This is a genomic window from Polaromonas sp., assembly GCF_010365105.1.
Lineage (GTDB): Bacteria > Pseudomonadota > Gammaproteobacteria > Burkholderiales > Burkholderiaceae_C > Polaromonas.
Genome location: NZ_JAAFGZ010000002.1, coordinates 59,991 through 72,485, shown reverse-complemented (window position 1 = coordinate 72,485; position 12,495 = coordinate 59,991). Strand labels below are relative to the sequence as shown.

At 63.2% G+C, this 12,495-nt stretch carries 11 protein-coding genes; 8 read left to right on the top strand and 3 right to left on the bottom strand.

The features are described from left to right. The first annotated feature begins 6 nt into the window (after positions 1-6). From GZ092_RS01835 to GZ092_RS01810, 6 genes are all read left to right on the top strand, one after another. Positions 7-942, top strand: a complete 936-nt coding sequence (locus GZ092_RS01835; protein ID WP_293634015.1) for a MoxR family ATPase — start codon at positions 7-9, stop codon at positions 940-942. A gap of 10 nt (positions 943-952) precedes the next feature. Continuing rightward, positions 953-2,113, top strand: a complete 1,161-nt coding sequence (locus GZ092_RS01830; RefSeq protein WP_293634014.1) for a VWA domain-containing protein — start codon at positions 953-955, stop codon at positions 2,111-2,113. Between the two features lie 41 nt (positions 2,114-2,154). Next, positions 2,155-2,829: a nucleotidyltransferase family protein gene (locus GZ092_RS01825; RefSeq protein ID WP_293634013.1), complete on the top strand. Its 675-nt coding sequence runs from the start codon at positions 2,155-2,157 to the stop codon at positions 2,827-2,829. A 5-nt stretch (positions 2,830-2,834) separates the two neighbouring features. Beyond that, a complete protein-coding gene (locus GZ092_RS01820; protein ID WP_293634134.1) occupies positions 2,835-3,533 on the top strand; it encodes a putative 2OG-Fe(II) oxygenase in 699 nt (232 codons plus the stop codon). 94 nt (positions 3,534-3,627) lie between these two features. After that, a complete protein-coding gene (locus tag GZ092_RS01815; protein ID WP_293634012.1) occupies positions 3,628-5,052 on the top strand; it encodes an FAD-linked oxidase C-terminal domain-containing protein in 1,425 nt (474 codons plus the stop codon). 419 nt (positions 5,053-5,471) lie between these two features. Continuing rightward, complete coding sequence (locus tag GZ092_RS01810) at positions 5,472-8,153, top strand: CHASE3 domain-containing protein (RefSeq protein WP_293634011.1); 2,682 nt, start codon at positions 5,472-5,474, stop codon at positions 8,151-8,153. Between the two features lie 236 nt (positions 8,154-8,389). On the opposite strand, the gene GZ092_RS01805 is transcribed toward GZ092_RS01810, so the two are convergent. Further along, a complete protein-coding gene (locus GZ092_RS01805; RefSeq protein ID WP_293634010.1) occupies positions 8,390-9,139 on the bottom strand; it encodes a L,D-transpeptidase in 750 nt (249 codons plus the stop codon). Positions 9,140-9,335: 196 nt separating this feature from the next. Here GZ092_RS01805 and GZ092_RS01800 point away from each other — a divergent pair, with 196 nt between their 5' ends. Beyond that, the gene (locus tag GZ092_RS01800; protein ID WP_293634009.1) at positions 9,336-9,689 is read left to right on the top strand and encodes a hypothetical protein; all 354 of its coding nucleotides are present in this window, start codon (positions 9,336-9,338) and stop codon (positions 9,687-9,689) included. Positions 9,690-9,733: 44 nt separating this feature from the next. Beyond that, positions 9,734-10,312 (top strand): hypothetical protein, encoded by a 579-nt coding sequence (locus GZ092_RS01795; protein WP_293634008.1) that lies wholly within the window; start codon positions 9,734-9,736, stop codon positions 10,310-10,312. Between the two features lie 219 nt (positions 10,313-10,531). On the opposite strand, the gene GZ092_RS01790 is transcribed toward GZ092_RS01795, so the two are convergent. Both GZ092_RS01790 and GZ092_RS01785 read right to left on the bottom strand, forming a co-directional pair. Next, positions 10,532-11,287, bottom strand: a complete 756-nt coding sequence (locus GZ092_RS01790) for an alpha/beta hydrolase (protein ID WP_293634007.1) — start codon at positions 11,285-11,287, stop codon at positions 10,532-10,534. 266 nt (positions 11,288-11,553) lie between these two features. Continuing rightward, the gene (locus GZ092_RS01785; RefSeq protein ID WP_293634006.1) at positions 11,554-12,489 is read right to left on the bottom strand and encodes a ParB/RepB/Spo0J family partition protein; all 936 of its coding nucleotides are present in this window, start codon (positions 12,487-12,489) and stop codon (positions 11,554-11,556) included. Positions 12,490-12,495: the final 6 nt, after the last annotated feature.

Below are 12,495 nucleotides of genomic sequence, written 5' to 3'. Positions count from 1 at the left end.
CGCACCATGTCGCCAACCGCTGATACGCCGCCCACGCCGAACGGCTTGCGAGAGCGCCTGTTCAAGGCTGGCTACATTGCTGACGAGGACCTGGCCAGCCTGATCTGGATGGGGCTGACGCTGGAGCGGCCCCTGTTGCTGGAGGGCGCAGCCGGCGTCGGCAAGACGGCCGTGGCCGGCGCCTGTGCGCGGGCGCTGGGTCGCCCGCTGCTGCGCTTGCAGTGCTACGAAGGGCTGGACCTGAGCCAGGCCGTCTATGAGTGGAACTACAGCCGCCAGCTGCTGGAGATTCGCCTTGCAGAAGCCGGGCAGGCCGACCGGGCTGCGCTGCGCGACAACCTTTTTTCCGAAGACTTCTTGCTGCAGCGCCCCCTGCTCCAGGCGATTCGTTCGCCAACGCCCTGTGTCTTGCTGATCGATGAAATCGACCGCGCGGATGAGGCCTTTGAAGCATTCCTGCTGGAGGTGCTGTCGGAACACCAGGTGAGCATCCCAGAGATCGGCACGCTCAAGGCCTTGAGCAAACCGCTGGTGATTCTGACCAGCAATGGCACTCGCGACCTGTCGGATGCGCTGCGTCGGCGTTGTCTGTTTCATTACCTGGATTACCCATCACTGGCGCGCGAAACGCAGATTGTTCGTACGCTGGTGCCCGAGGCCGCTAGCCGGCTCGTCGAGGAAGCGGTGGCGTTCGTGCAGCGCTTGCGCCGGGAAGACCTGGACAAGGTGCCGGGCATTGCAGAAACCCTGGACTGGGTGCGCGTGCTGTTTCACTTGGGCCACGGCGAGCTCCCGGTTGACCACATGGTGCTGGTGCCGACGCTGGCGGCGCTGCTCAAGACTCGCAACGACCGCTGGCAGGTGACGGCGGAGCGTGTGGGCAAGCTGGTTGACGGCCCGCGCATTGCGCAGGATGTGGGCGTGGCCGGTGCCATGAAGTGAAGGGTTATGGATGATGAAGGCCACCGATCCGCGCGAACGTCTGGGCGAGTTCGCCCACTACTTGCGCGACCACGGTTTTGCACTGGGCTACGCCGAGCTTGAGCTGATGGTGCGCGCTGCCGCTGCCCTGCCACTGTCGCAGTGGGGGCGGGTCGAGGCGCTGTGGCGCAGCATCGCCTCGGGCAGCCACAAGCAGTGGCTTAAATACCCGGAACTGCACCAGGCGTTCTGGTTTCCGCACAAGGTCAGGGCCTCGACCCGTAGCTCGGGGCTGACACGGCGCGGGCGCACGCTGCCCGAGTTGGTGCAGCAGATGCACGGCGAGCAGGGCAACACACCACCCGGTCAGGTCAAGCCGACTGAAGGCATGGCCGAGCAAGAGGGCTCGGGTGATGCCGAAGCCAGCGATGCCCCGCCGCACGCACAGGGCGGTGCGGCCCGAACGGCACCGCTGGATCAGCGCGATTTTGCCGACTGGATGCCCGGTGACATGGACCGCTTCGAGCCACTGGTGGAAGCCCTCAAGCGCCGGCTGCGCCAACAGTTGCTGCGCCGGCTGCAAAGCCACCGCACCAGTGGCGTCATTCACGTGCGACGTTCCCTGCGGGCGGCGCTGGCCACTGGCGGCGAACTGGTCAAACTGCACCATGTGCGCCGCAAACGGCGGCAGCCACGCGTGGTGGTGCTGGTGGACGTGAGTCGGTCGATGGAAGTGCATGCGCAATTTTTTCTGCGCCTGAGCCGGGCCCTGGTCGAGGTCATGGATGCGCGGGCTTTTGTGTTCCACACCCGGCTGGCCGAAGTCACTCCGCTGCTGAAGCGGCGCAGCGAACGGGTGCAGGAAAAGGTCAATGCGGTCACCTTCGGCTTTGGCGGCGGCACCCGCATTGCCAGTTGCCTGCACGAGGCGCTGCACCAGCATCTGGCACGCTCCTTGTCACGAGGCGACCTGTTCATGGTGTTCAGTGACGGCTACGACACCGACGAGCCTGAAGCCTTGGCCGAGGTGCTGGCGCAGGTCCGGGCGCGCGGTGCCCGCGTCTGCTGGCTGCACCCCACAGTAGAGGTACCCCAGTCGGCGGCGATGGCCCTGGCGGCGCAACATGTCACCCGTTTCATGCCTGCGCACAATCTGGCCAGCCTGTCCAGGCTGCCAGAGCTGCTGATGTGAACATGATTTCAAACACACCTACAACTTCTGGAAATTCGACTATGGGATGCTTGCTTAAACAGGGTGGTGGACTCTACCCCCGCCTGCGAATTGGGGCGGTCGTATTGGCGGCCGGCGAAGGTGCGCGCATGGGCGGCGTGACCAAGTCGCTGATCCGCCTGCAGGGTGTGCCCCTGATCAGCCGCCAACTGATTGCGCTCAGCGGCGCAGGAGTCGATGAAGTGGTGGTGGTCACCGGGCATGCGCGTGAAGCGGTTGAAGCCCAGGTGCAGAGTTTTCCCATCACACTGGCCTACAACCCGGCCTACCGTGCGGGCCAGCAAGGTTCGGTGCGCATCGGCCTGGCAGCCCTCCATGGCAACTTTGACGCGGTATTTGTCGTGCTGGCCGACCAGCCCCTGATCGGGACCGGGGACCTGACCGAACTGATCGCTGCCTTCAAGAAGCGGCCCAGCGGCAACGTGGTGGTGCCGGTGGTCAATGGCCAGCGCGGCAACCCGATCCTGCTTGACGAGGTAGCCCGCGCGCAAATTCTGGCCAGTGACACCCATTTGGGCTGTCGTCACCTGATCGAGCGCCAGCCGGAACTGGTGCATGTGCACGAGACCGCCAACCTTCGCTTTGTCACCGATCTCGACACGCTGGAGGATGTGCAGCAACTGGCGCAGCGTACCGGCTGGAAGCTGGAACTGCCCGCCACCGAGACGATCGCGTGACGACGATGATGCCGGTGCCTGCTGCGGGCGTTCTGCAGCAACACTGGCCAGTGCCGCTGGCGGTGCACCGTTTTAAAGAAGCGTCCGAGGTCAATCCCGTGTTGGGCCGGGTGTTCAACGCGCTGCGCGCGACCGACGTCATGGCGGCGCCGGGCAGCTTTTATGCCAGTGCCGATGATTTACTGAAACGCGTGGACCTCCCCGAGTTCAGTGCCTTGCTGCAGTTCATTGCCGCCTCGTTGCAAGCCACGGCCCAACAGGCAAACGCCGGTGTCTGGCCAAAGGGTCGTCACGGCCTGCAACTGGATTTGGTGGGGGTCTGGTTTCAGATCCAGAATGGCGCCACTTTTCACGACATTCACACCCATGGCAATTGTTCCTGGTCCGGGGTGTATTACGTGCAGATCGATCCACCCGAGCAGCGCCACACCCACCCCGAGTTCGGCCTACTGAACGGCGCTACGCGTTTTTACAGCCCGCTGTTCCCCTTGCTCGGTGGAGCGTACATGGACATGGGCAACGCCTGGCTGCAACAGGCCACACTGGATGTGACGCCAGCCGAGGGGGAACTGGTGCTGTTCCCGTCGTTCATGCCGCACAAGGCCATGCCGTATGTCGGGGAGCGGGACCGCATCATCGTCTCGTTCAATGCACAAATTCGCTCACCGGGCGGCGACCAGCTATTCCGTTACGCGGGAACCTGAGTCCGGCCAGACGGCAACAAACTGCTGTCACAACAGCCATCATCCAAATACCGAGCAGATAAGGATAATGGGCAAACGAACAAGGAGATACCCAATGAACGCCCACACCGCCCTGTCTCATCTTGTGCCTGACATCCTCCAGCGCGAGACGCCGCAGGCATTGATCGACGCCCTCAAAACCCGCTTTGCCGAACGCTGCTCGACCGCCCTGGTGGTGCGCGAGCAGCACGGCCGCGATGAATCGTCGTTTAACGCGCAGCCGCCCGCTGCCGTGGTGTTTGCCGAAAGCACGCAGGACGTGGCCGACGCGGTGACGCTGGCCAGCGAGTACAGCGTGCCGGTGATTCCGTTTGGCGTCGGCACCTCGCTTGAAGGCCACCTGCTGGCCGTGCAGGGCGGCATCAGCATCGACGTGAGCCGCATGAACCGGGTGCTGGCAATCCACGCCGAAGACCTGACGGTCACCGTGCAGCCGGGCGTGACGCGCAAGCAGCTGAATGAAGAAATCAAGAGCACCGGCCTGTTCTTTCCCATCGACCCCGGCGCCGACGCCACGCTGGGCGGCATGAGCGCTACGCGCGCCAGCGGCACCAACGCCGTGCGCTACGGCACCATGCGCGAGAACGTGCTGGCGCTGGAAGTGGTGACGGCCAGCGGCCGCGTTATTCGCACCGGCACCCGCGCCAAGAAGTCAGCCGCCGGCTACGACCTGACGCGCCTGATGGTCGGCAGCGAAGGCACGCTGGGCGTGATCACCGAAGTCACCGTCAGGCTGTACCCGCTGCCCGAGGCGATTTCAGCGGCGATCTGCTCGTTTCCGAGCATCGAGGCGGCGGTGCGCACCACCATCGAGATCATCCAGCTGGGCGTGCCGATTGCGCGCGTCGAGCTGATCGACGCCAACACCGTGCGCATGGTGAACGCCCACAGCAAGCTCGGCCTGCGCGAGGAAGCCATGCTGCTGATGGAGTTCCACGGCACGCCGAACAGCGTGAAGGAGCAGGCCGAGCTGGTGCAGGAACTCGCCAGCGGCCAGGGCGGTAATGCCTTTGAATGGGCCAGCACGCCCGAGGAGCGCACCCGGCTGTGGACCGCGCGGCACAACGCCTACTTTGCCGCCATCCAGAGCAAACCCGGCTGCCGGGCGATTTCGACCGACACCTGCGTACCGATTTCGCGCCTGGCCGACTGCCTGCTGGAGTCGGTGGCCGAGGCCGATGCCAGCGGCATTCCCTACTTTCTGGTGGGCCATGTCGGCGACGGCAATTTTCACTTCGGCTACCTGATCGACCCCACCAAACCCGAGGAACGCGAAACCGCCGAAATCCTGAACCACCAGCTGGTGGCACGCGCCCTGCGGCTGGAAGGCACCTGCACCGGCGAGCATGGCATTGGCCTGGGCAAGATGGACTTTTTGCTGAGCGAGACCGGGGACGGCGCAGTGGACATGATGCGCAGCCTCAAGCGTGCGCTGGACCCGAAGAACATCATGAATCCGGGCAAGATTTTTTCGCTGTGAAACCAAGCCAATTTGTTTGTTTTTTGGTTTATTTATCGTTTTTATCAGTTTAAATGTTGCATTTTGTCTTTTTCCAAGACAAGAAAAATAGACTTTCCCCACCGCCCGGCTCTAAATCCTGACCTTGGCGCGACGGATCGTTTACCCGCTGGGGTACAGACTGCGTATCGCAGTACGCTATTTAAAACATAGCAATAAAACCTGATCCGGCCGCATTTTCAGGAAATCCTGCTGGATTTCCGTCAGCACACGGCGTTGCGTGGGAAGCGTGAATCCCTGTCAAGATGCCTTCCGTTCCTGAACGCTTGACTTCCTTCACTGCTGATGACACCCCTTCACTTTCACTTTGGCGAACAGCCCGCCTGGGGCGCGCTGCCGCTGCGTGCGCAAGTGCTTATGTTCCCTGACCGGACACGGTCATGACCACGGCTGAACTGGCCGCCGGCATCACGGCACAGCAATTCCATGACAGCGCCAGGGCCGACGTACCGCCAGAGGTCGTCAAGCGCAGGCTGGTCAATGGCTTGCTGATGCTGGTGCTGGCCTGCCTGGTTGGCGTTGGCGGACTGGCTTGTCGAAGCATGCTGGCTGCCGCCGATTCGGAACAGCGCGAAACGCACAGCCGCGCGGTCATGTCGCAGTTCGATACATTCTTGTCCAGCCTCAAGGATGCAGAGACCGGGCAGCGCGGCTTCATCATCACCGGGTTGCCGGAGTACCTGGCGCCTTACCACGCCAGCGTGGGCGTGCTCCCGGCCCAGCTGGAAAGCTTGCGCCTGCTGAACGCGGGCAACGCCCGCCAGCAGCAGCGGATTGCCGCGCTCACGCAGATGCTGGGGGAAAGAATGGCGATTCTCAAGGAAATCATCGCCGTGCGCCAGACCCAGGGCCTGCTGGCCGCCAGCCAGGCGGTCACGGCGCTTGCTGGCAAGAAGAGCATGGACCAGCTTCGCGCGCTGGCAGGAGAAGCCAGGAACGAAGAAGCCGACAACCTGGAAATCCATGCAACACAAAGCGGCGCGGACAGTCGCCGCACGCTTCAAGCGGTGTTGCTTGGCGGCACGCTGGGCGCGCTGGCGCTGCTGCTGCTGTTTGTCTGCCTGCGCCGGGAACTGGCCACCCGCCATCAGGCCGAAAAGGAACTGCGGCATATCGCCTCGCAGTACCAGATGCTGTTCAACTCGATTGACGAAGCCTTTTGCATCGTCGAACTCATTTTTGACGACGGCAAGGTGCCCGTCGACTACCGCTTTCTGGAGGTCAACCCGGCCTTCGGAAAGCAGACCGGCATGTCGGGCGCCACCGGCAGGCGAATGCTGGAACTGGTTCCCGACATGGAGGCGCAGTGGTTTGAAATCTATGGCAAGGTCGCCTTGACAGGCGAGCCGCACCGCTTCGTCAACGAAGCCAGGGCCATGGACGGCCGCTGGTTCGATGCCTATGCCTTCCGGCTGGGTGGGCCTGAAAGCGGGCGTGTGGCGATTCTTTTCCGGGATATTTCTGACCGGGTGAAAACCGAAGAAGCCATGCGCCAGAGCGAGTCACGTTTTCGTGCGCTGTTTGACTGGGGGCCGGTTGCCATTTTTTCATCCGACGCTGCAGGGCGGCTGGAGGAATGCAACCGCGCCGCGCTGGAACTCTGGGGTGCCGAACCCGCAGTCGGCGAGGGCGACAGCACATTTTTCAAGACGCTGGGCATCCGTCTGTCTGACGGTGGGCTGGCGCCCACCCTGCAGTCGCGCACGGCCGAGGTGCTCAAAGGCAACATCCCCGGGGTTTATGACGAGGCATTTGTGGTTGAGCGGCCTGCCGCCCCGGACATGACGGTCGTCGCGCATGTCGTGCCACTGCTTGGCAAGGCAGGCGAGATCACCGGCGCCCTCACCTGCTGCTATGACGTGACCGAGCGCGCCCGCCTGCAGCACGAGACCGCCGAACAGGCGCACGCCCTGATGGACCTGCACCGGCGCAAGGACGAGTTCCTGGCGATGCTCAGCCATGAGTTGCGCAACCCGCTGGCAGCGCTTTCCAATGCGGTGCAACTGCTGCGCCAGCCTGCGGACGCCGACCCGCTTCAGCAGCAAAGCCGCGGCATCATGGAGCGCCAGCTCAAGCACCTCAAGCATCTGGTGGACGACCTGCTGGAAGTCTCGCGCATCACCACCGGCAACGTCCGGCTTCGCCTGGAGCAGGCCAGCCTGAACAGCATCGTGGAAAACGCCGTGGAGTCGGCCAGCCCCCTCATCGCGAGACACCAGCATGCGCTCACAGTGTCAATGCCGCAGGCACCCGTGTTTGTGCAGGCCGATGCTGCGCGGCTGGAGCAGGTGCTGGTGAACCTGCTCGTCAATGCGGCCAAATACACCCCCAATGGCGGAAACCTTTGGCTGAGCGTTGAAAACGAGCCGGCGAATGACCCGAGGGCCAGCGGCGTGCAGGCGACCCAGCTCCAGGTGGCGATCCGGGTGCGCGATACCGGCCTTGGCATGGCGCCTGAGCTGCTGCCGCACATCTTTGATCTGTTCACGCAGGCAGACCGTTCGCTGGACCGCTCGCAAGGCGGGCTGGGCATTGGCCTGAGCATGGTGAAGCAGCTGGTGGAACTGCATGGCGGCACGGTCACGGTGTCGAGCATCCTTGGCCAGGGCAGCGAGTTTGTCGTTCGGCTGCCGGTCATGCAGGCCGTGCTTGCACCCGCAGCACCCGCCCTGGACAACAACGCCCCGCTGCCTGCAAAGGCAGCACAGCGCGTCCTGGTGGTCGATGACAACATCGACGCTGCCCAGGGCCTGGCCACGCTGCTCGAGATGACCGGCCATGACAGCCGGCTGGCGCACGACGGCCCGGCGGCCGTTCAGGCGGCAATGGACTACCAGCCTGACGTGATCCTGCTCGACATCGGCTTGCCGGGACTCGACGGCTACAAGGTGGCGCAGCGGATTCGCCAGCAGGCCGGGCTCAAACACGTGGTGCTGGTGGCGCTGACCGGCTATGGCCAGGATTCCGACCGTCAGCGCTCGCAGGATGCAGGCTTTGACCACCACCTGGTCAAGCCCGCCGATTTCAGCGAGATCGAGAAAATTCTGCTGGCTGCTGCCTGAAACGCAACCGCCCTGGCCACAAACCGGATTTTCAGCATCAAAAATGCTTTTTCCGCAGACTGCGCATGTATTGACAGCTATTGATACAGTAGCAAAAATGCTATGTGGCCTGTGTTGCCTGTGTCGTCTGTACACCGCAGTTGCCCGTCAAGCGGGGCTGTTTCTGTTAGACGTCCAGCGGTGCCAGGTACGCTGGCAGGATGACTCGATCGCGCATCAGCGGGCCGATGCACCGATCAGTTGATTGCGGCAGAAATCCGGCGTGGCTCCAGAAGCCTGCCATCGGACAGACCGAACACAGTGCCCATGGAGCGGGTTTCCGGCAGGACGTAGACAAGGGCCGGCTGCCGTCCGAACACCGGCTTGATCCGCGCGTCATAGAACGCGGCAGGCACGTTGACGCAACCGTAGGAGATACGGTTGTCGGCCGCCGTTGGCGTGGCCAGGCGTTCCAGCCGCCGGTCGGCCTTGTTGCTGGCGCGAACGCGGTGCATCGAGACGGCGGCGTCGTAGTCGATCCAGACAATGTCCTCGCCCTGCAGGTTGCGGCCCGGCTCGGACATGAAGCGGCCTGCCGGCGTGGTGCGTTCGTCAGGCCGGATGTCCGACATCTTGCGCGTGCCGATGTCGGGCGCCGAGTCGTCCCCCACCGCCAGACCGAGCAGCACCGGTGAGGAATCGAGCGGTCTGCCGGACGCGTCAAAGACGTGCAGCATGGCGGCCTTTTTGTCGATGATGGCAAAAGGCAACCCCTGGTGATTGCCGGTGGCGCGAATCCACGCGGTCATGCGGGACACGTCCGGTCCTGCGGAAGACGGCTGGGGCGCCCTGCCTGCGGCAGTCGAAGCCGCTGGAGAGGCCGCCAGCGATGGCTGCGGCATGCCGAGCAAAGCCGCCAGGCTTGCGCAAAGCAGCGCCTCCGACAGGGTGCGCGGACAGCGGAAAAAACGCGTTTTCAACGACGAGGCAACAAGGCAGGTGTTCATGGAAGGAAATGGTAAATCATTGCCGGAATGTCGGAAATCTGCAGGAACAAAATGCGGCTCTCTCCTACGGCGCCATAAGGTCGCCTCTGAAACGCAACGAAAAATGCACTCCCTATAGTCAATACAGCTTGAAACGGAAGCTGATCGAAGACACGTCAAGCGTGTTGACCGCAAATTTTTTCAGAAGGACAAGATCATGAAAAGTCATATCAAATCGATTTCCCTCGGAGCCTTGATGGCACTGGCAGTGGTCAGCGCATCCGCACAGACCCCCATGCCGGCAGCAGGTGCATCGGCACCTGCCACGTTGGGCGTGACACCCCAGGAAGCGTCAACCGCCCTCAAACAGGCTGTGCCGCGCAGCGATACCGCCACGGTTGTTAGAACCGCGCCCTCACCCGCCCAGCGGGCCAGCGATGCCATGGGCAGCAACAACACTGCAGCCCCGGCTGCCACGACCAGCAATACCGCCAGCACGGCGCCCATGAGCGGCACCGCACGTAACGGCGCCATGGGAACGACCCGCGCAGCCCGCGCCGACCGCAACTGATTGCCGCAATTCTTTTTGTTTCTTAAGTTTAAAAGGAGATTGTCATGAACATGAACACCAACGCCACCCCTTACACCGGCACCACCCCGTCCACCACAGGCTCCAGCAACATGGTGACCGGCCTGTTCCCCGACCGCGCCAGCGCTGAAGCTGCCTACAACGCTGCCCATACACGCGGCTATTCAAAGGACGATGTCAACCTGGTGATGTCGGACGACACGCGCAAGCGCCACTTTGCAGACGACAGCGTGATGGGCAAGGAAACCGAACTGGGCAACAAGGCCGCTGAAGGCGCCGGCATTGGCGGCGCCATCGGCGGCACCATTGGCGCCATCCTGGCGGGCATTGCCGCCGTGGGCACCAGCATCGCCCTGCCCGGCCTGGGCCTGGTGATTGCAGGCCCCCTGGCGGCGGCAGCGGCCGGTGCCGGCGCTGGCGCTGCCAGCGGTGGCCTGATCGGCGCCCTGATCGGCTGGAACATTCCAGAAGAGCGCGTCAAGGAATACGAGGAAGGCGTCAAGAACGGCGGCATCCTGATGGGTGTGAAGACCCGCAATGACGAAGATGCGCTGCACTTTGAAAACGAGTGGAAGCAAAACGGCGGCCAGCATATCTACCGTTAAGCATTGGCGACAGCTTCAAGCCCTTTTCAAGGGCTTGTGCAAAGGCTGGCAAGGCGGCGTTCTGTAACCGGAACGCCGCTTTTTTTGTGTCTTGTTCCGGGTGCGCCGGTACACCTTATTGCAGTTCTGGATTGATGCGGGATGTCGCGGTTTCGCCTTGCCGTGCTTCAGCCTGTCCTGCGGCTTCGCACCTGATCCCGGATTGAATTGAAAACGGAATCAGGCAGCCTGTTGATACGGCTGCCAGTTGGACGGAAGCTGGCCCAGGCGGTCGCCGACAATCTGCAGCACCGCCGGGTTCCAGCCCATGCCGATATGGCTGCCATTGATCTCGATGTCCTGCACCAGCCTCGCGGGCCGGGCATGGCGGCAGGTTTCCCAGGCCACCACGCCGTCGGAGCGGCTGTAGATCGAGGTCGTGGGCAACGGTGGCGGGGTGCGCAGGCGCTGGCTCAGCCCCGGATCGATGACCGCCGACGAACCGCTGAGAAGGCGGAACAGCCAGCCGACATTGGTGTGGTCGGCCTCGGCATTGAACGGGGTGCCGATGGTGATGACCTGGCGCACCTGCGGTGCCAGCAACTTTCCGACTTCACGGGCGTACAGGCCGCCCAGGCTCCAGCCAATCAGGGTTGCCTTGTCCTTGTGCCCGCCCAGTACGTTGGCGGTGTGCACGGCCAGCGCTTCCAGCCAGCGGTCCAGATCGCCCTTGGGGCCCGTGTTGAAGCCCCTGCCCCAGTCCAGCGTTTTGTAGCCAAGCGATTCGCAGTAATCACGCAGCGGGGCAATGGCCGAACTGTCGGTCGCGAGGCCCGGAAAGATGATGACCGGGTGTCCGTCGCCTGCGGGAACCATCTTTCTTGGTCTGACACCGTTGACTTTGAAAGACAGGAACTCCAGCGCGGCACGCCAGGGTTCGGTTCCCAGAAGGGTCAGGGGCGGGCGGCAGATTTCGAGGCTGGCAGTAGAAGGCATGGCATGGAGGGCATGGGCCAAAAGTTTCAGATACCCCTATGGTCACGCTTGCAGGAGCCCGGAAAACACGGGAATCACCCCCAGACCGCGTAGGAATAAAGCCAGCCCGCCTGCCATACTAGTAGCGCTGGCGCTGTCGGTCTGTTATGAACACCGAGCCATTCCGCCATGGAATGGCGCCGTAACTTAATGACTGAAACTTTGTTACGGAGCGCTGCAAAACCATTCTTGGCCCATGGCATGCGCGTCCGTGCGCCCTGCCCGCATCAGGCGGTTCGGCGCAGGCGCTCGATCAGCCCGTTGATCTCGTCCAGCGACGAAAACTGGATCGCCAGTTCGCCAACGGCTTCGCGCTTGCCGTTGCGCTTGACCTGCTTCCTGATGCGGACATCGACATCGGCCATCAGCAGGTCGGCCAGTTCTTCTTCAACCCGCAGGGTGTCGCGCGCCTTTTCATGCACGGCATTGTTGGGTGTCAGCGAAAACTCGCTGCCGAGTTTCTTGACCAGGCTTTCAGCCTCGCGCACCGACAGCTTGCGGGCAGTGATCTGGTTGGCAGCGGTGATCTGCGTGGCCCGGTCCAGCGCCAGCAGCGCCCGGGCATGGCCCATGTCCAGGTCGCCGGCCATCAGCATGGTTTGCACCGGATCGGCCAGGTTCAGCAGGCGAAGCAGGTTGGACGCGGCGCTGCGCGAGCGTCCCACGGCTTGGGCGGCGAGTTCATGCGTCATGCCGAACTCCTTGACCAGACGCTGCAGGCCCTGCGCTTCTTCCAGCGGATTGAGGTCTTCGCGCTGGATGTTTTCAATCAGCGACATGGCGGCGGCCGACTCATCGGGAACGTCGCGGATCAGCACCGGCAGGCTGTCAAGCCCGGCCAGCCGCGCCGCCCGGAAGCGCCGCTCGCCGGCAATAATCTCGTACTTGCCGCTGTTGGCACCGCTTTTCAGCCGCCGCACCAGGATGGGCTGCATGATGCCCTGCACCTTGATGGATTCGGCCAGCTCGTACAGTGCGCCTTCGTCCATGCGGGTTCGCGGCTGATACTGGCCCGGCACCAGGTCGTCGAGCAGCAGCGAAGCCGGCAGACCGGGGCTGCTGGCCGCGGTCAAGGCATCGGCAGCCTCGGGCGAGTCATCGACCTTGGGGCCGAGCAGCGCTTCGAGTCCGCGACCCAGACCCTTTTGTTTTTTGGTGACCATGGCGTT